Below are 18,840 nucleotides of genomic sequence, written 5' to 3'. Positions count from 1 at the left end.
TGATGGCGACGGCGCTTCTCCCGGCGCCGTCCTGCCCGCCGCGACGGCGGGCGCCTTGCAGAGCTCCCCATGACGCCCGACGCGACCACCGTTACGCGGAACCTCTATCTCGAATCCGCGACGGCGCCGCCGCCGACCGAACCGCTGTCGGGCGAGGCGCGGGCCGAGGTCGCGATCGTCGGCGGGGGCTATACGGGCCTCTCCACGGCGCTGCATCTGGCCGAAGCGGGCGTCCGGGCCGTGCTGGTGGAGGCGGAGGCGCTCGGCCACGGCTGTTCGGGCCGCAACGGCGGACAGGTCAATCCCGGCCTGAAACCCGATCCCGACGAGGTGGAAGCCGATTGGGGCCGCGATCTCGGCCGGCGCATGGTGGCTTTGTCCTACGCGGCGCCGGACGAGGTCTTCGCCCTCGTCGAGCGTCTCGGCATCGACTGCGCGGCGAGCCGCACGGGCACCGTGCGCGCCGCCGTGACGGCACCGGCCGAGGCGGCGGTCGCCAAGCTCTACGAGCAGTGCCGCGCGCGCGGCATGCCGGTGGACCTCCTTGGCGCCGAGGCCGCGCGCGCGCGCACCGGCACGGACCGCTACCGCTCCGCCCTCCTCGACCGGCGCGGCGGCCATCTCAATCCGCTCTCCTATGCCAGAGGCCTCGCAAAGGCGGCGATCGAAGCCGGCGCGAAGCTCCACGATCGCTCGCCGGCCCTCGCCGTCGAGCGGAGCGGCGGCGGCTGGCTGGTGCGCACCAAGGGCGGATCGGTCGCGGCCGAGACCGTCGTCATCGGCACCAACGGCTATACGGGCGATCTCTGGCCGGGCCTTGCGCAGACGATCGTTCCCGTCTTCAGCGCGATCGCCGCGACCGGGCCGCTGCCGCCGGCGCTCCGGGCGGCGATCATGCCGGGCAGGTCCTCGCTCTACGAGATCGGCTGGGACACGGTCTACTACCGGCTCGACGATGCCGGCCGCCTCCTGATGGGCGGGCGCGGGCCCCAGCGGCCGGAAACGAGCCCGGCCGATTTCGACCATCTCCTGCGCTATGCCGAGCGGCTGTTTCCGGCGCTTCGGGGCCAGGACTGGCCCTATCGCTGGTCGGGGCGCGTGGCGGTGACGACCGATCACTATCCCCATCTGAACGAGCCCGAACCCGGCCTCTACACCATGCTCGGCTATAACGGGCGCGGCGTCGCCATGGCGACCGTCGCGGGACGGCTGATCGCCCGGCGCATCGCCTCAAAGGGCCGCGAGCCGATCGACCTGCCGGTCGGCCAGGGCCTGAAGCCGATCCCCTTCCATGCGTTCCGCCGGGTCGGCATCGAGGCGCGCATCGTCTACGGCCGGGTGCGCGACCGGCTCGGGGTCTAGAGGCTGTAAATTTGAGGCAGGCCGCTCTCGGCGGCTTCAAGTCCAAACCGGGGCGAGAGCGCTTGAAGCGTCTCTGCCGCCGGGCCGGCCTTTCAATAGATCGCGGGCGCGACCACGATCAGCACGGTCACGGGCCGGTCGCCCTCGCACCAGAAGCGATGCTGCGCGCCATCGGGAAAGGCGAAGGAGTCGCCGGTCTCGATGACATGCCGCCGTCCCTGGATCTGGAAGCCGAGGCGGCCGGAGAGAACCGTGCCGCATTCGGCGGCGTCGAGGCCGTATTCCTCCTCGCCCGTGCTGGAGCCCGGCTGGATCGTCAGCTGCATCATCTGAATGCCGGGCACCGTGTCGGGCGACAGGAGCTCCTTCATCATGCCGCGCTGGCTGAGATCGATGCGCCGCCGCTGGGACTGACGCACGATGTGGGGCGTGTCCGCGACCGCGCCTTCGAAGAACCAGGCCGGCGGCACGTCGAGCGCCTCGCAGATCAGCTTCAGGGAGCGGATCGACGGCGCGTTGATGTCGCGCTCCACCTGGCTGAGCAGGCCGGTCGAAAGCCCGGTCTTCTCGGCCAGCCGCTCCAGCGACATGCGCTGGATACGCCGGCGCATGCGCAGCTTGGCTCCCAGCGTCGGAGCCTCGGGAAGGCCGGCATCCGCGGTCGTCATGTCGTCCATCGGGCGCTTTCACCGGGCGGTTCGATCGAGGCCGATCGAGACAGGCTCGATCCCTCCGACATTTTCGCGAGCAAGGACTGAAATTTCAAACTGCGAATTTCAGTCCTTGCAAAAATCGAACCCCCATGTATCACTTTGACTACGAGATGGGCAGAGGGTGCCGAAGGCCGTTTTTCCAGCAGAACGAGGACGATCGATGCTACCAGGACATCGCCTGGACGTCCAAGACGGGTCGGCCCTTCCGGCCGCGATCGCCTCCGACCCGCCCGGAGCCGCGAGCGCTCGAGCCCTGCCCCGCGAGCCTTGGGACTTCACCGCCGTCCTGGCCCTGCCGCTCCTCGCCTTCCTCGCGATCTTCTACGCCTTTCCCGTGCTCGGCATGCTGTCGCGCTCCTTCTCGGGGCCGGAGGGCTGGCTGTCGGCCTACGAGTCCGTGCTCTTCACCGGGAGCTTCTGGCGCGTCCTCGGCATCACGGCTTCGGTCAGCCTCGTCACCACGTCGCTTTGTCTCGTCCTCGCCTATCCTCTCGCCTATTTCATGGCCCGGCTCGGCGAGGGAACGGCGAACATCCTCTTCGTCCTGGTGCTCGTGCCGTTCTGGACCAGCATTCTCGTGCGCACCTATGCCTGGATGGTGCTGCTCGGCCGGCGCGGCCTCGTCAACGACGCGCTGATCGCCCTCGGTTTCGTCGACCGGCCGCTGCAGCTTCTGAACACGCGCATCGCCGTCACGATCGCGATGGTCCACGTCCTCCTGCCCTTCATGGTCCTGCCGCTCTATTCGACGCTGCGCTCGCTCGACTGGCGGCTGATGGACGCCGCCAAGGGCCTCGGCGCCAGCCCCCTCTCGGCCTTCCGGCAGGTGATCCTGCCGCTGTCAGGTCCCGGCATCGCGGCCGGCACCGTTCTCGTCTTCACTCTCGCGATCGGCTTCTACATCACGCCCGCGCTCGTCGGCGGCCCGTCCGACATGATGATCTCCATGCTGATCGAGAACCGGGTGCGCCAGTTCGACTGGCCGGCCGCCGCCGCCATGGCCGCCATCCTGCTCTCCATCGTCCTCGCCGTCTGCGCCGTCTTCGCCCGCTTCGTGCCGCTCAATCCCGTCGTGAGGCGATAGAGCATGGTGCCACGTCTCTCGACCCTCGCCCTCGGCCTCTTCTCCGCCCTGGTGATCGCCTTCCTGCTCGTGCCGGTCGCGATCGTGCTCGTCCTCTCCTTCGCCTCCACGAAGTTCCTGACCTTCCCGCCGCCCGGCTTCTCCCTGCAATGGTACGAGGCCTTCTTCGCCAGCGCGCCCTGGACGAACTCGGCGCTGACCTCGCTCGGCATCGGCTTCAGCGTGATGCTGGCCTCGCTGGTTCTCGGCGTGCCGGCGGCCGTCGGCCTGACGCGCTCGCGCTTCGTCGGGCGTCGCCTCGCGGCGGGGCTGATCCTGTCGCCGGTGATCGTGCCCGGCATCATCGTCGCGGTCGGCCTCTACTATGCCTATGCGCAGTACCAGATGGTCGGCAGCCCGATCGCGCTCTTCGTCGCGCACACCTGCCTCTCCGTCCCATTCGTCGTCATCACCGTCGGCACCGCGCTGTCGGGCGTCGATCCGCGGCTCGAACAAGCCGCGCGCAATCTCGGCGCCTCGCCGCTCGGCGCCTTCCGGCAGGTGACGCTGCCGCTGATCCGGCCCGGCATCTTCGCGGGCGCGGTCTTCGCCTTCGTCACCTCCTTCGACGAGCTGATCGTCGCCCTCTTCATGTCGGGCTCGACGGCCGTCACGCTGCCGCGCCGGATGTGGGACCAGATCCGCTTCCAGATCGAGCCGACGATCGCCGCCGCCTCCAGCCTTCTCATCCTCCTCACCGTCACTCTCATGCTCGTCGCCGAGATCCTGCGCCGCCGCGCCCAGCGCCTGCGAACCCGGCCGGTCGCATGACTCCTTCCGATCGTCTTCCCCCTCGAGCCCAAGGACAACGCAGATGACCCGTCGCCCCCCCCATCCCTTCGAGGGTCTTCTGTCCCTCCTCTCCTCGCAGCCGCCGCATGTGGCCGATCTCACGCGCCGCCGCTTCATCGCGGCCGCGGGCAAGTTCGGCCTCACCGCCCTCGCCGCGACGCAGATGACGAGCCTCTTCGCCTTTCCCGCTCTCGCCGCCGATGCCGAGCTGCCGGAGATCACCGCCGTTCCCGACGCGCTGAAGGGGTCGGGCAGCGTGCGGTTCTGCGGCTATGGCGGCACGTTCCAGGAGGCGCAGCGCAAGGCCTATCTCGAGCCGTTCACGCGCCTCACCGGCATCGAGGTGATCGAGAGCGAGGGGCCGGACACGACCAAGATCAAGGCGATGGTCGATACCGGCAACTACGAGTACGACATGTGCGAGAACGAACCGGGCTCGGTTCTCAGCCTTCAGAGCAAGGGCGACTACTTCGAGGCGATGGACTATTCCCAGTTCGACAGGGAGAACATCGACGCCGGCGATCTTACCGAACATTACTACCGCATGCTGCCCTATGCGCAGATCTACGCCTATCGCAAGGACGCCTTCGACACCGCGCCGAAGGACAATGCCGACCTCTGGAACCGGGAGGCCTTTCCCGGGCCCCGCGCCATGCAGTCGGGCAGCGGCGGCCTGACGCCCGATCTCGAGATCGCCTTGATGGCGGACGGCGTCGCCCCGAAGGACGTCTACCCAATGGATCTCGACCGGGCCTTCAAGAGCCTCGGAACGCTGAAGCCGGACGTCGTGAAATGGTGGGAGGCCGGCGCCATGCCCGCCCAGATGCTCGCCGACGACGAGGTGGTCATGGCCACCGCCTGGAACGGCCGCATCGACAGCGCGGTGAAGGCCGGCGCGCCCCTGGAGATCGTCTGGCAGGACCAGATGCTGCGCAACGACTGCTGGTGCGTGCTGAAGGGCGCGCCCAATCGCGAGAACGCCATGAAGCTCTGCGCCTTCATGAGCATGCCCGTGCAGCAGGCGCGCCTTTCGATGCTGATCCCCTACGGCTTCATCAACAGGAAGGCCGAGCCGCTCGTCCCCGCCGACATCCTGAAGACCCTGCCCTCCTATAGCGAGAACAAGGCCAAGATGATCGTCTACGACGATCGGGACTGGGCGACCAAGCGCGACGAGGTCCTAAAGCGCTGGGAGGCCTTCGTCCTCGGATGAACGTCTCGTTCGTCCTCGGATGAACGGAACGTTCGTCACCGGTTGAACGGAACGGAAGACCCGACCCATGCAGATCCCGACCAAGGGCCCGACTGGCGCGACCATCGCTCTGTCGGGCATCCGCCGCCAGTACATGAAGCTCGTCGCCATCGAGAAGATCGATCTCGACATCCGGGGCGGCGAGTTCATCAGCCTGCTGGGGCCTTCGGGCTCCGGCAAGTCCACCCTCCTGATGATGATCGCCGGCTTCGACCGCCCGACGCGCGGGCGCATCTCGATCGGCGGGCGGGACGTGACCGACCTGCCGCCGGAGCGGCGCGGCGTCGGCATGGTGTTCCAGAACTACGCGCTGTTCCCGCATATGACGATCGCGGAGAATGTCGGCTTCTCCTTGAAGCAGCGGGGCGTCGGCCGGGCCGAGCGGGAGGAGCGCGTCCGCCGCACGCTCGATCTCGTGCAGCTTTCCGGCTACGAGACCCGCTTCCCCCAGCAGCTCTCCGGCGGACAGCAGCAGCGCGTCGCCATCGCCCGGGCCGTCATCTTCGGCCCGCCGGTGCTCCTGATGGACGAGCCGCTTTCGGCGCTCGACAAGCAGCTGCGCGAGCAGATGCAGCTGGAAATCAAGGGTCTGCACGACCGGCTCGGCATCACCTTCGTCTATGTCACGCACGACCAGAGGGAGGCGCTGACCATGTCCGACCGCATCGCCGTCCTCAATCACGGCCGGATCGAGCAGATCGGCCCGCCGACGACGCTCTACGACGAACCCGGCAACCGCTTCGTCGCCTCCTTCATCGGCGAGGCCAACTGGTTGTCCGGCCGCGCCGATGGCCGTCGGGAAAACGGCCTTCAGAGGGTCGCCGTCGGGGACGAGACGATCGTCGCGCGCGTCGGCGACGCGCCGGCCTCCGACGAGGCGCTCTGCATGATCCGGCCGGAGAAGCTGCGCATCGAGCCATCGGGCGGCCTCGTCGAGCCCGGCATCAACCGCCTGAACGGCCTCGTCCGCGAGGCGATCTTCATGGGCGAGCTGACGCGCTACGGAATCGAGGTCGGCGGGCAGATGCTGCATGTGAAGCAGCCTCATCGTGCCGACATGCCGGTGTTCCGAACCGGCGAGCGGGCATCGGTCGAATGGGCCGTGGCCGATACGCGGCTCCTGTAAAACGCCTGCCCATCGCGCTCGAGCGATCCCGGCCGTCCGCCGAAAGCGGGGCCGTCGCAGCCCCTGCGTTCGACCTCGCCCGCCCGCCCCGAGGCACGCTCCGCATTCCCGTCCGATTTCGTTGAACAGTGCGTCGCAGCAGGGAATGCTGTATCGCGGCGGCGAAATCGCCTAACTCTCCGCCACGACCAACGGTTCGCAAAAAGAGAGACACTTCATGCGCATGACACTTGCCGCCGCCATCCTTCTCGCCAGCGCCTCGCTGTCGCAGGCCCAGTCGATCGACGTGCCCGCCGGCACCTATGCCGCCGACAAGGCGCATACGAACGTGCTCTGGTCGGTGAAGCATTTCGGCCTGTCCAACTATATCGGCCGCTTCGACGGGATCGACGCGACGCTCGTGCTCGACCCCGCCGACCCGACGAAGTCGAAGCTGACGGCGACGATCGACCCGAAGTCGGTCGACACGAACGACGGCGCGGCCGGCAAGGACTTCAACGCCGAGATCGCCAGCGACATGTTCTTCGATGCCGCGAAGTTCGACACGATCACCTTCGTCTCCACCAAAATCGAGACGACCGGTGCCGACACCGGCACGGTGACGGGCGACCTGACCTTCCACGGCGTGACCAAGCCCGTCACGCTCGACGTCAAGCTGAACGCCGCCCTCAACCCGCATCCGATGAGCAAGAAGCCGACCGTCGGCTTCTCCGCGACGGGCACGATCAAGCGCTCCGAGTTCGGCGTCGCGACGCTGGTCGGCCCGGTGGCGGACGACGTCCTCGTCACCATCGAGACCGAGTTCGTCGCTCAGTAAGCGCACAGAAGACACCGCCGGTCTCCCGCAAGGCTCGGGACGACGGCGGCGAAGGACAAGGGGGCCGGCCGAGCGAGGCCGGCCCTTTTTCGATCGTGGACCCTGCGGGCGAGACGCCGCGGATGAGATTCAAGGGATGGCAGCGATGACGTCGAGTGCATCCGCCCGGCACGGCCGGGTCGAAGGCTACAATGCCGGCGCCATGGCGCTGCATTGGGCGATCGCGGCCGCGATCCTCTTCCAGCTCGTGCTGGGCTTTGCGATGAGCCGCCTCGACGTGATGCCGGACGCGCTGCGCTTCGCGGTCTTCCAGTGGCACAAGACGGTCGGCATCTCGGTCCTGGCGCTGACGCTGGCGCGCATCGCCTGGCGCCTCTTCAATCCCGCGCCCGCCGCGCCCCCTTCGGCCCCGGCCGAACGGCTCCTCGCCGGCCTCGTGCACGTTCTTTTCTATGCGCTGATGGTGCTCGTGCCGCTGTCGGGCTGGCTTCTCGTCTCGGCCTCGCCGACGAAGATCCCGACGCTTCTCATGCTCTCGGACAGCCTGCCCTGGCCGAACCTGCCTTTGCCCGTAGCGCTCGCCGGCCCCGGCGGGGCGGATCTTGCCGAGACCACCCATATCTGGCTCGCCTATTCCTTCGTCGTCCTGATCGCGCTTCATGTGGCGGGAGCGCTGAAGCATTCGCTGATCGACGACGCGCCGTCCTTCTCGCGCATGATGCCGGTCGGCCGGCTGCCCCGCACCTCCACCGCGCTCGTCGCGCTGCCGATCGCGGCGACGGCGGTCGCCCTGTTTCTGGGCGGCGGCGTCTTGATCGGGCGGGGCGAGGCCGGCGGCGCGCCGGCGGATGCGGCCAAGCTCGAACAGGCCGGCGCCGCATCCGGCTGGACGATCGACCCGGCGGCCTCCAAGCTCTTCTATGCCGTCACCTTTTCCGGCAAGACCATCGCGGGCGCTGTCGGCAACTGGAACGCGGCCGTCGTCTTCGATCCCGCCGATCTCAGCGCCGCGCGGGCCGACATCGTCGTCGAGACCGCCTCCGTCTCGATCGAGGACAGCTTCATCCGCTCCAATCTCGCGGGGCCGGACGGGCTGGACACGGCGGCGTTTCCGCGCGCCGAGATCCATCTGAACGCCTTCTCCAAGACGCCCGAAGGCTATCTTGCCAAGGGCATGCTGCGGATCAAGGCGGTGGAGGCGCCGATCGAAGTGCCCTTCACCTTTGCCGAGGATGCGGCCGGCATCGCCACCGTGTCCGGCCGGGCCGCGATCGACCGCCTGTCCTACAAGCTCGGGATCGAGAACGACGCCAAGGGCGAATGGCTCGCCCCCGCCATCGCCATCGACTTCACCCTGAGCGCCAAGCGGACCTGACCGCTTCAAACAATCGTCGGCGTGATGCCGCCGTCGACGCGCAGGGCCGCGCCGTTGGTCGCGGCCGAAAGCGGGCTCGCCACATAGGCGACGAGGCTTGCGATCTCCTCTGGCTCGATCATGCGCTGGAGAAGCGAGGTCGCGCGGTCCTTGGCGAAGAAGCCGGCCTCGATCTCGGCCATGGGCGCGGCCGGATCGGTGGCGACGCTCTTCAGGAAGGCCTCGATCCCCTCCGAGCGCGTGGTGCCGGGAAGGACGGAGTTGACCGTGACGCGCGTGCCCTTGGTGAGGCCCGCCAATCCCCGCGCGATGGCGAGTTGCGCGGTCTTCGTCATGCCGTAATGGATCATGTCGGGCGGCACCATCAGGCCGGATTCGCTGGCGATGAAGATGATCCGCCCGGCGTCGCGCGCCAGCATGCCGGGGAAGTAGGACCGCGCGAGGCGCGCGCCGCTGAGCACGTTCACCTCGAAGAAGCGGCGCCAGTCGGCATCGGTGATCTCGGCGAAGGGCTTGGATTCGTAGATGCCGAGATTGTTGACGAGGATGTCGACCTCGGGCAGCTCGCGCACGAGGTCGGCGGCACCTTCCTCCGTCGCGGGATCGGCGGCGATGCCGCGTGCGGTGGGAACGCCGATGTCGGCGAGCGCGGCGTCGATCTTCTCCCGCGAACGCCCGGTGAGGACGACGCTCGCCCCCTCCTCCGCCAGCCGCCTGGCGATGGCGAGGCCGATGCCGGCGGTGGAGCCGGTGACGAGGGCGGTCTTTCCGTGAAGCTGCAGGTCCATGGGTCGGTTCTTTCGGTGAAAGGGCTTGGTGCGGCGCGTCTTGTTCGTCAGGCGGCGACGTCCCAGACGGGCGCGAGGCCCTCCGGGCTGACGATGCGCCCCTTCGGCTCGACGAGCGCGGAGATGGCGGCCATCTCGTCCGGCGAGAGCGCGAAGTCGAAGATCGCCGCGTTCTCGGCGACGCGCGCTTCGCTGACGGTCTTCGACAGGACGATCATCCCGCGCTGGACGATCCAGCGCAGCACGACCTGCGCGACGCTCCGCCCCTTGGCGGCGGCGATGTTGGAGAGGACGGGATCGGCGAAGACGCGCCCGTCCGCCATGGCGAAATAGGCCGTGATCGCAAGGCCGAGCTCGGCAGCGGCCGAGACGACAGGCGACTGGTCGATATAGGGATGGACCTCGACCTGGTTGACGACCAGCGGGCGCTCGCTGGCGGCGACGGCCGCGCGCATCAGCGTGGTGTTGAAGTTGGAGACGCCGATATGGCGGGCCTTTCCGGCCCGGGCGACCTCGTTCAGCGCGCCGATCTGCTCGGCCAGCGGCACGGCCGCGCTCGGCCAGTGCAGAAGGAGGAGATCGACGCGATCGGTCCGAAGCTTGGCGAGGCTCTCGTCCACCGAGGCGAGGAAGTCCGCGTGCCGGTAGTTGTCGACCCAGACCTTCGTCGTCAGGAAGATCTCGTTCCGCGGGATGCCGGACCCCGCGATCGCCTCGCCGACCTCGGCCTCGTTGCCGTAGATCTGCGCGGTGTCGACATGGCGAAAGCCGATCTGGAGGGCCTGGGGGACGATCCGCAGGACATCGGGTCCCGGCATGCGGAACGTGCCGAAGCCAAGCGCCGGGATGGTCGCGTCCTTTGCGGTGACGGTCTGCATGGGAAGGTCCTCTCGGGCTGGGGCGCGGCGATCCGCTCGTCTCGTCATCTCCATATCGGCCCTTTCCACTTGCGCCGGAACCCGTGCAGCGAGACAAGCATCTTGGACTGCAGTTCCCAAGTGAGAGGCGCAAGATGGACAACCGAGCGGGCGAGATGGACGTGTTCGTGGCCAGTCTCGAACATGGCAGCTTCTCGGCGGCCGGCCGGCGCTTGGGGCTGACGCCCTCGGCCGTCGCCAAGCTCTTGACGCGGATCGAGCAGCGGCTGGGCACGCGGCTTCTGATGCGCAGCACGCGAAAGCTCAAGGCCACGCCAGAGGGCGAGCTGTATCTGGCGCGGGCGCGGCAGATCCTCGCCGATATCGACGACGCCGAACGGGCGGTCGCGAACGGGGCGAGCGCGGCGCCGCGCGGGCGGCTGAAGGTGACGTCGAGCGCGGGCTTCGGCGAGAGCCTGCTTCTGCCGCTCGTGCCGAGCTTCCTCGATCGCTATCCGCAGGTGGACCTCGACCTCTCCATCCACGACCGCGTCGTCGATCTCTTCGACGAGCGGGCCGACGTCGCGCTGCGCGCGGGGCCGCTCGCCGATTCCAGCCTCAACGCGCGCAAGATCGTCGAGGCCGGGCGGGTCGTCGTCGCCGCCCCCGCCTATCTGGCACGGCACGGAACGCCCGCCCATCCCAGCGAGCTCGAGCGCCACAACTGCCTCGGCTTCAACTTCCGGCGCAGCGTCGCGGGCTGGCCCTTCCGCGATCCGGCGACGGGGCGCGAATGGGAAATGGCCGTCTCCGGCAATGCGCTGCTCGACGCCGGCCCCGCCCTGCGGCGCCTCTGCGCCTCCGGCCTCGGCATCGCGCGCGTCGGGCGGCTCTACGTGCAGCGCGAGATCGAGGAGGGCCGGCTCGTGCCGATCCTCGAAGCCTTCAACCCCGGCGAGATGGAGACCGTCCACGCGCTCTTCGTGCGGCACGAGCACATGGCCGCCCGCATCCGCGCCTTCGTGGACTTCCTCGCGGCCTCCCTTCGTCCGGATGGCCCGGTGCCAGGGGCGGGCGTCTGAGCGCCTGAACCCGCCCCCTTCGGCAGCGCGTTCCGCGCCGGTCTGTCCGAATGCTTTGCCAAGTAACGTTTCCGAGGCGGCAAGATATGGCCGCAGGCGGCGCCGCAGCTCGAAATCGCGATGCAATATATCTATTGCGATGCAAAACTTACCAATTGCGTTGACGGGCCTTTTGCGCCGTGTTTGTTGCTGGATGTCACAATGTGTTGAAGGCGGGCGATGGCGGTTCTTGCGCGACTGGACGGCATCGTGAAGGATTTCGGTGCGATCCGCGCGCTGAACGAGGTGAGCCTCGACATTCACGCGGGCGAAGTCCTGGGGCTGATGGGCGACAACGGCGCGGGCAAGTCGACGCTGGTCAAGACAATCGCCGGCAACTTCCTGCCGACCGCCGGAACCTACACGCTGGAGGGCAAGGCGCTTCAGCTGACCGGCCCCTCCGATGCCCGGCGCCACGGGATCGAGGTCGTCTACCAGGACCTGGCGCTCTGCAACAACCTGACGGCGGCGGCGAACGTCTTTCTCGGGCGGGAGCTGATGCGCCGCTGGGGACCGTTCAGCATCGTCGACAAGAAGCGGATGAACGCGCGGGCGGACGAGCTCTTCCGCGAGCTGAAGTCGGAGACGCGCCCGGCCGATCTCGTGGCGCGCATGTCGGGCGGGCAGCGCCAGGCCGTCGCCATCGCCCGCACGCGGCTCGCCAAGTCCAAAATCGTGCTCATGGACGAGCCGACGGCCGCGATCAGCGTGCGGCAGGTCGCCGAGGTGCTCGCGCTGATCCGGCGCATGCGCGACCAGGGGCTCGCGGTCATCCTGATCAGCCACCGCATGCCCGACGTCTTCGACGTCTGCGACCGCGTCGTCGTCATGCGCCGCGGGCGGAAAGTGGCCGACAAGCCCATCGGCCAGTCCAGCCCGGAGGAGGTCACCGGCCTCATCACGGGCGCCATCGCCTCGGCCTGAAGGATCGACCGCCCGATGTCACCCGCCTCCGATCCCGCCTCCGATCCTCATGGCATGGCCATCGATCTCACCAGCACGCCCCGCCGCTCGCTCTTCGGGCGGCTGGGGGCGACGCAGGAGGCCTGGATCGCGGTCGCGATCCTCGTGCTCGGCCTTCTCGTCACGCTGGTCTCGCCGAAATTCGCGACCTCCGGCAATCTCCTCAACGTTCTCCAGAACGCCTGCTTCATCGGCATCATGGCGCTCGGCATGACGCCGGTCATCATCAGCGGCGGCATCGACATCTCGGTCGGCTCGATCCTGGGCCTCTGCGGCATCGCGCTCGGCATCGTGCTCGTCGCCGGCTGGCCCCTGCCGGTCGCCATCCCCGCCATCCTCCTTCTCGGCGCGCTCTGCGGCGCCTTCAACGGCGCGGTGATCGCCTATCTGAAGCTGCCGCCCTTCGTGGTGACGCTCGCCACGCTCTCCATGGGGCGCAGCCTCGCCCTCGTCATCAGCCAGAACACGGTCTTCTACGAGTTCGGCACCTGGACCGAGCAGCTTCTTTCGCTCGGCGGCGGCAAGACCTTCGGCCTGCCCAACGTCATCTTCGCGCTGATCGCGGGCATCGTCGTCCTGCATCTCCTGCTCACCACGACGCGATGGGGCCGCTACGTCTACGCCGTCGGCGGCAACGAGCACGCCGCGCGGCTCTGCGGCATTCCGGTGGAGCTGATCAAGGTCTCGACCTATGCCTTCAGCGGCCTCATGGCGGCGGTGGCGGCCATCTTCCTCGTCGGCTGGCTCGGCGCCGTCACCAATGCGATCGGCACCGGCTACGAGCTTCAGGTGATCGCCGCCACCGTCATCGGCGGCGCCAGCCTCGTCGGCGGCTTCGGCACGGCCATCGGCGCGGCGATCGGCGCCGTGCTCGTCGAGGTCATCCGCAATTCGCTTCTCATCGCCGGCGTGAACCCGTTCTGGCAGGGCTTCTTCGTCGGCAGCTTCATCCTCGGCGCCGTGCTTCTGGAGCGGGTGCGTTCGTCGAAGGTGTGAGACATGCAGCTTTTCAGGGACTTGCCGCCGCCCGGGCCTGACATCGGTGGGCGGCGGCGGTGAAACCGTCCGGGGCATTCGAACGACCCCGCGGATCACGAACCACAACGGGAGAAACGACCATGCCGATGAAACACCGCCTGATGACCGCCGCCGCCGCATGCCTTGCCGGCGGCCTCCTCGCCGCGCCCGTACAGGCCGCCGACCGCGAGTTCGCCCTCGTCTTCAAGGTCCTGAACAATGCCTTCAGCCCGCCGATCGACGCCGGCTGCAAGGCCGCCGCCGCCAAGCTCGGCGACGTCACCTGCACCTATATCGGCCCGACCGAATACGACGAGGCGAAGCAAGTGCAGCTCGCCCAGGACGTCATCACGCGCGGCGTCGACGGGATCGGCATCTCCGCCGGAAACCCCAAGGCCATGGCGCGCATCCTGAAGATGGCGAACGATGCGGGCATTCCCGTCGTCACCTTCGACACCGACGTCCTGCCCGAGGACGCCAAGCTGCGCGCCACCTATATCGGCACCGACAATTACGAGTTCGGCAAGGTCCTGGCCGAGAAGGTTCTGGAGGCCGGGAAGAAGGGCGGCTCGGTCTGCATCCAGTCGGGCGCCCCGGCCTCGGAAAACCTCAACGGCCGCATCCAGGGCATTCGCGACACGCTGGCGGGAACGACCAAGGACAAGCCGGCGGGCGCGCTGAATGACACGAACGGCTGGACCGAGCCCGCCGGCTGCCCGGTCTACAACAATGACGACATCGCGCTCGCCGCCCAGCAGGTCCGCGACGTCATGACCAGCAATCCCGAGCTCGACGCGCTCGTCGCCGTCGGCGGCTGGGCGCAATATGCCCCGCAGGCCTATACGCAGGCCATGGAGCCCTTCCGGGCGCGGCTCGACGCCAAAGAGCTCGTCGTCGTCTTCGGCGACAATTTCGGGCCGCAGCTGCCGCTGCTCGCCAAGGGCCTCAGCCATTTCAACGTCGGCCAGCGGCCCTACGACATGGGCTACGAGACGATCATGGCGCTGGACAAGCTGACGAAGAAGGAGACCCTGCCGCCGATGATCATCACCGGCACCGAGGTCTGCACCCCGGAAAACGCCGAGACGACCTGCGGCAAGTCCGCCAACTGAGCCGGCCATAGCCAGGCAGCGGCGGTGGGGCGGGAGGCCCTGCCGCCGCCTGTCCGGCCGCAGAGCCTGGCGCAGACGATGCCGGCTCTAATGCTAAGGTATCCCATCGAAACGGTTGACGCCGGCCCGTTCGGATGGCTCCCTGCGGCCGGCAGCAGGCGGCGAAGACCGTCGTGAAATTGATATGAGCATCGGCTAGAGGCGCAAGCCCACGGAAGGGAAAGACCCCTTCGCCGACGCCTTCGGGAGGAACACCCATGTCCGCACGCTCGATCCTTTGCGCCCTCGCTTTCGGCACGGCCTTCGCCGGCTCCGCCCATGCCGCGACCGAGCTTCAGTGGTGGCATGCCATGAACGGCGCCAACAACGACGTGGTCGAGGAGCTCGCCAAGGAGTTCAACGCCGGCCAGGGCGACTACGTCGTCAAGCCGGTCTACAAGGGCACCTATCCCGAGACGCTGAACGCCGGCATCGCCGCCTTCCGCGCCAAGCAGACGCCGGCCATCATCCAGGTCTTCGACGTCGGCACCGGCGTGATGATGGGCGCGGAGGGCGCGATCAAGCCCGTGGCCGAGATCCTGGAACAGGGCGGCTACACGTTCGACAAGTCGAAATACCTGCCGGGCATCGTCAACTACTATTCCAAGCCGGACGGCACGATGCTGTCCTTCCCCTACAACTCCTCCTCGCCGATCCTCTACTACAACAAGGACGCCTTCCAGAAGGCGGGGCTCGACGCGAACCAGCCGCCCAAGACCTGGGACGAGGTCTTCGCCGCCGCGCGCAAGATCAAGGAGAGCGGGGCGGCGCCCTGCGGCTACACCTCCACCTGGCTGACCTGGATTCACCTCGAGAACTTCGCGGCCTGGAACAACGTCTCCTATGCCAGCGGCGAGAACGGCCTTGCCGGCGGCAAGGTGGAGCTGGCGATCGACCAGCCGATCTATGTCGAGCATTTCCAGGCGATCGCCGATCTCGCCAAGGAGGGCGTCTTCCGCTACGGCGGCCGCACGGCCGAGGCCAAGCAGCTCTTCCTCTCCGGCGAATGCGCGATCCTCACCGAATCCTCCGGCGGTCTCGGCGACGTCGTGAAGTCCGGCATGAACTACGGCATCGGCCAGCTGCCCTACGACACGAAGGGCAACGGCGCGCCGCAGAACACGATCCCCGGCGGCGCCAGCCTCTGGGTCTTCGGCGGCAAGACGGACGCGGAGTACAAGGGCGTCGCGGAGTTCTTCAACTTCCTGTCCAAGCCCGAGATCCAGTCGCGCCTGCACCAGAAGTCCGGCTATCTGCCGGTCACGCTGGAGGCCTACGAGGCCACCAAGGCGAGCGGCTTCTACGAGAAGAATCCCGGCCGCGAGACGCCGATCACCCAGATGACGGGCAAGGCGCCGACCGAGAACTCCAAGGGCGTGCGCCTCGTCAACCTGCCGCAGGTGCGCGACATCGAGAACGAGGAGTTCGAGGCCATGCTGAACGGCAGCCAGGACGCCAAGACCGCGCTTTCCAAGGCCAAGGAACGCGCCGACGCCGCCATCGCCGCCGCCGTGCGCTGAAGGCGGATCACCGCTAGACCCCGATGGCCTCTCCCCGCGTCGTCTTTCCCGGCAAGGTCCTGCCCTATCTGCTGCTCGCGCCCCAGATCGCGGTGACGCTCGTCTTCTTCTACTGGCCGAGCGCCCAGGCCCTCTATCAGTCGACGCTGCGCGAGGACGCCTTCGGGCTCTCCACCGAGTTCGTCGGCCTCGCCAATTTCCAGGCGGTGCTGGCGGACCCGAACTATCTCCACGCGCTGAAGGTGACGCTGGTCTTCTCCTTCGCCACCGCCGCGCTCGCCATGAGCCTGTCGCTCTTCCTCGCCTCGGCGGCGGAGACGGTCACGCGCGGCAAGGGCTTCTACCGCACGCTCCTCATCTGGCCCTATGCGGTGGCGCCGGCGGTGGCGGGCCTGCTCTGGCTCTTCATGTTCTCGCCCACCATGGGCACCTTCGCCTATATGCTGCGCGCCACCGGCTACAACTGGGACCCGCTGCTCGACGGGGACCAGGCCATGGTCCTCGTCGTGATGGCGGCGGCCTGGAAGCAGATCAGCTACAATTTCCTCTTCTTCGTCGCGGCGCTCCAGTCGGTGCCGCGCTCGCTGATCGAGGCGGCCGCCATCGACGGCGCGCGGGGGCCCAAGCGCTTCTGGACGATCGTCTTCCCGCTGATCGCGCCGACGAGCTTCTTCCTCCTCGTCGTGAACTGCGTCTACGCCTTCTTCGACACGTTCGGCATCATCCACGCGGTGACGGGCGGCGGGCCCGCCAAGGCGACGGAGACGCTGGTCTACAAGGTGTTCAACGACGGTTTCGTCAATCTCGACCTCGGCTCCTCGGCCGCCCAGTCGGTGATCCTGATGGCGATCGTGATCGCGCTCACCGCCGTCCAGTTCCGCTTCGTCGAGCGCAAGGTGCATTACAGCTGATGGTCGAGCATCGCCCCTTCGCCCGGCCGCTCGCCCATCTCGTGCTCGTGCTCGGCATCCTGATCGTCGCCTTCCCGATCTACTACACGTTCGTCGCCTCCACGCAGACGCTGCGCACCATCCTCTCCCCGCCCTTGCCGCTGACGCCCGGCGGCGAGTTCCTGGAGAACTACGGAACGGCCCTCTTCTCCGGCGCCTCGCAGATCGGCGGCGTCTCGATCGCGCGGCTCCTGTGGAACACGGCGATCGTCGCCACCGCCATCGCGGTCGGCAAGATCGCGATCTCGATCCTCTCGGCCTTTGCCATCGTCTATTTCCGCTTTCCCGGCCGGATGGTCGCCTTCTGGATCATCTTCGTCACGCTGATGCTGCCGGTCGAGGTGCGCATCCTGCCGACCTACAAGGTGATGGTCGATCTCGGCCTCATCGACACCTATACGGGCCTGACCCTGCCGCTGATGGCCTCCGCCACGGCGACCTTCCTCTTCCGCCAGTTCTTCATGACGATTCCGGCCGAGCTGGTGGAGGCCGCGCGGATCGACGCGGCGGGGCCGATGCGCTTCCTGCGCGACATCCTGATCCCGCTCTCCAAGACCAACATCGCCGCGCTCTTCGTCATCCTCTTCATCTACGGCTGGACGCAGTATCTCTGGCCGCTCCTCATCACCAACGACAACCAGATGAACACGATCGTCATCGCGCTGCGCAAGATGGTCTCCTTCGCCGATGCCGAGACGCCCTGGCCGCTCGTGATGGTGACGGCGATCTTCGCGATCCTGCCGCCGGTGCTGGTCGTGGTCCTGATGCAGCGATGGTTCGTGAAGGGCCTCGTCGAGTCGGAAAAGTAAGAGAGACATGGCCTCCATCACCCTCAAGGACGTCCGCAAGCGCTACGGCGAGACCGAGGCCGTGCGCGGCATCTCGCTGGAGATCGCCGATGGCGAGCTTCTCGTGCTCGTCGGCCCGTCCGGCTGCGGAAAGTCGACCCTGCTGCGCATGATCGCGGGGCTGGAGACCGTCACCTCCGGCACGATCGAGATCGGCGGGCGCGTCGTCAACGACCTCGAGCCGGCCGACCGGGACATCGCCATGGTGTTCCAGAACTATGCGCTCTATCCCCACATGACGGTGCGCCAGAACCTCTCCTACGGGCTGAAGAACCGCGGCATGAAGGGCGCCGAGATCGAGCGGCGCGTGGCGCAGGCGGCCGCCTCGCTGGAGATCGCGGGCTTTCTCGACCGCAGGCCGGGCCAGCTCTCCGGCGGCCAGCGCCAGCGCGTCGCCATGGGCCGCGCCATCGTGCGCGAGCCCGCCGCCTTCCTCTTCGACGAGCCGCTCTCCAATCTCGACGCCAAGCTGCGCGTCCAGATGCGCATCGAGATCCGCCGCCTGCAGAGGGCGCTCGCGACGACGAGCGTCTACGTCACGCACGACCAGATGGAGGCCATGACCCTCGCCGACCGGCTCGTCGTCCTCAATGCGGGCCTCGTGGAGCAGGTGGGGCGGCCGATCGATCTCTACGAGAAGCCCGCCAGCCTCTTCGTCGCCGGCTTCATCGGCTCGCCCGGCATGAACCTTCTTCCCGCCGCGCGCGGCGGCTCGGCGCTTCCCGGCGGCGGGCGGCTCGCCGGTTTCGCGCCGGCGGGCGACGGGCCCTTCACGCTCGGCGTACGCCCCGAGGCCTTCTCGCTCGGCGAGGGGCCCGAGGCCTTCACGCTCGGCGACGGAAGGGAAGGCTTTTCGGCTGACGTGACCGTCGGCGCGATCGAGCTGGCGGGCGCGGAGAGCTACGTGCACGGAACGCCGGAGGGCGGCGCGAGCCCGCTCGTCTTCCGCGTTCCCGGCCGGACGGCGCTGGAGATCGGCCAGCGCGCGCGCATCTTCGCGCCGTCGGCCGCCCTTCACGCCTTCGGAGCCGACGGCCGGCGCATCGCCGCCTGAGAGCCCGGCCC

At 68.1% G+C, this 18,840-nt stretch carries 18 protein-coding genes; 15 read left to right on the top strand and 3 right to left on the bottom strand.

Features of this window, described 5'->3' with window-relative positions; genetic code table 11:
* Positions 1-69 precede the first annotated feature (69 nt).
* Positions 70-1,362 carry an NAD(P)/FAD-dependent oxidoreductase gene (locus ASG62_RS03115; RefSeq protein ID WP_056698050.1) on the top strand — a complete coding sequence of 431 codons (1,293 nt, stop codon included), beginning with the start codon at positions 70-72 and terminating at the stop codon, positions 1,360-1,362.
* A 92-nt stretch (positions 1,363-1,454) separates the two neighbouring features.
* On the opposite strand, the gene ASG62_RS03110 is transcribed toward ASG62_RS03115, so the two are convergent.
* A complete protein-coding gene (locus ASG62_RS03110) occupies positions 1,455-2,039 on the bottom strand; it encodes a helix-turn-helix domain-containing protein (RefSeq protein ID WP_056698047.1) in 585 nt (194 codons plus the stop codon).
* Between the two features lie 196 nt (positions 2,040-2,235).
* Between ASG62_RS03110 and ASG62_RS03105 the strand changes: the two genes are divergently transcribed.
* From ASG62_RS03105 to ASG62_RS03080, 6 genes are all read left to right on the top strand, one after another.
* A complete protein-coding gene (locus ASG62_RS03105; RefSeq protein WP_082537423.1) occupies positions 2,236-3,159 on the top strand; it encodes an ABC transporter permease in 924 nt (307 codons plus the stop codon).
* Positions 3,160-3,162: 3 nt separating this feature from the next.
* The gene (locus tag ASG62_RS03100; protein ID WP_056698042.1) at positions 3,163-3,969 is read left to right on the top strand and encodes an ABC transporter permease; all 807 of its coding nucleotides are present in this window, start codon (positions 3,163-3,165) and stop codon (positions 3,967-3,969) included.
* A gap of 43 nt (positions 3,970-4,012) precedes the next feature.
* Positions 4,013-5,203 (top strand): ABC transporter substrate-binding protein, encoded by a 1,191-nt coding sequence (locus tag ASG62_RS03095; protein ID WP_056698039.1) that lies wholly within the window; start codon positions 4,013-4,015, stop codon positions 5,201-5,203.
* 67 nt (positions 5,204-5,270) lie between these two features.
* The gene (locus ASG62_RS03090) at positions 5,271-6,368 is read left to right on the top strand and encodes an ABC transporter ATP-binding protein (RefSeq protein WP_056698035.1); all 1,098 of its coding nucleotides are present in this window, start codon (positions 5,271-5,273) and stop codon (positions 6,366-6,368) included.
* 217 nt (positions 6,369-6,585) lie between these two features.
* Entirely contained in the window at positions 6,586-7,185 is a 600-nt protein-coding gene (locus ASG62_RS03085; RefSeq protein ID WP_056698032.1) for a YceI family protein, read from the top strand.
* 145 nt (positions 7,186-7,330) lie between these two features.
* Positions 7,331-8,560: a cytochrome b/b6 domain-containing protein gene (locus ASG62_RS03080; RefSeq protein ID WP_056698512.1), complete on the top strand. Its 1,230-nt coding sequence runs from the start codon at positions 7,331-7,333 to the stop codon at positions 8,558-8,560.
* A gap of 5 nt (positions 8,561-8,565) precedes the next feature.
* Here the strand turns inward: ASG62_RS03080 and ASG62_RS03075 are convergent, their stop codons facing one another.
* Positions 8,566-9,348: an SDR family NAD(P)-dependent oxidoreductase gene (locus ASG62_RS03075; protein WP_056698029.1), complete on the bottom strand. Its 783-nt coding sequence runs from the start codon at positions 9,346-9,348 to the stop codon at positions 8,566-8,568.
* A 47-nt stretch (positions 9,349-9,395) separates the two neighbouring features.
* Entirely contained in the window at positions 9,396-10,226 is an 831-nt protein-coding gene (locus ASG62_RS03070) for an aldo/keto reductase (protein ID WP_056698026.1), read from the bottom strand.
* 134 nt (positions 10,227-10,360) lie between these two features.
* On the opposite strand from ASG62_RS03070, the gene ASG62_RS03065 reads away from it, so the two are divergent.
* The 8 genes from ASG62_RS03065 to ugpC all read left to right on the top strand — a co-directional run bounded on the left by ASG62_RS03065 (position 10,361) and on the right by ugpC (position 18,829).
* Complete coding sequence (locus ASG62_RS03065; protein WP_056698025.1) at positions 10,361-11,287, top strand: LysR family transcriptional regulator; 927 nt, start codon at positions 10,361-10,363, stop codon at positions 11,285-11,287.
* Between the two features lie 219 nt (positions 11,288-11,506).
* Positions 11,507-12,250 carry an ATP-binding cassette domain-containing protein gene (locus ASG62_RS03060; RefSeq protein WP_056698022.1) on the top strand — a complete coding sequence of 248 codons (744 nt, stop codon included), beginning with the start codon at positions 11,507-11,509 and terminating at the stop codon, positions 12,248-12,250.
* Between the two features lie 54 nt (positions 12,251-12,304).
* The gene (locus ASG62_RS03055; RefSeq protein WP_056698510.1) at positions 12,305-13,285 is read left to right on the top strand and encodes an ABC transporter permease; all 981 of its coding nucleotides are present in this window, start codon (positions 12,305-12,307) and stop codon (positions 13,283-13,285) included.
* Positions 13,286-13,413: 128 nt separating this feature from the next.
* On the top strand, positions 13,414-14,418 hold the full coding sequence (locus ASG62_RS03050) for a sugar-binding protein (RefSeq protein ID WP_244488587.1): 1,005 nt from the start codon (positions 13,414-13,416) through the stop codon (positions 14,416-14,418).
* A gap of 257 nt (positions 14,419-14,675) precedes the next feature.
* The gene (gene ugpB / locus ASG62_RS03045) at positions 14,676-15,977 is read left to right on the top strand and encodes a sn-glycerol-3-phosphate ABC transporter substrate-binding protein UgpB (protein WP_056698015.1); all 1,302 of its coding nucleotides are present in this window, start codon (positions 14,676-14,678) and stop codon (positions 15,975-15,977) included.
* Positions 15,978-16,000: 23 nt separating this feature from the next.
* Positions 16,001-16,888 carry a sn-glycerol-3-phosphate ABC transporter permease UgpA gene (ugpA, locus tag ASG62_RS03040; RefSeq protein ID WP_056698013.1) on the top strand — a complete coding sequence of 296 codons (888 nt, stop codon included), beginning with the start codon at positions 16,001-16,003 and terminating at the stop codon, positions 16,886-16,888.
* Positions 16,888-17,736, top strand: coding sequence for a sn-glycerol-3-phosphate ABC transporter permease UgpE (ugpE, locus tag ASG62_RS03035; protein ID WP_056698010.1), 849 nt, complete (start codon positions 16,888-16,890; stop codon positions 17,734-17,736). The genes ugpA and ugpE overlap by 1 nt, the downstream gene beginning before the upstream one ends.
* A 7-nt stretch (positions 17,737-17,743) precedes the next feature.
* Positions 17,744-18,829 (top strand): sn-glycerol-3-phosphate ABC transporter ATP-binding protein UgpC, encoded by a 1,086-nt coding sequence (gene ugpC, locus ASG62_RS03030; protein ID WP_056698007.1) that lies wholly within the window; start codon positions 17,744-17,746, stop codon positions 18,827-18,829.
* Positions 18,830-18,840 lie beyond the last annotated feature (11 nt).

It is taken from the genome of Aureimonas sp. Leaf427 (assembly GCF_001425485.1).
Classification (GTDB): domain Bacteria; phylum Pseudomonadota; class Alphaproteobacteria; order Rhizobiales; family Rhizobiaceae; genus Plantimonas.
This window is presented reverse-complemented; position numbering and strand designations above follow the sequence as displayed.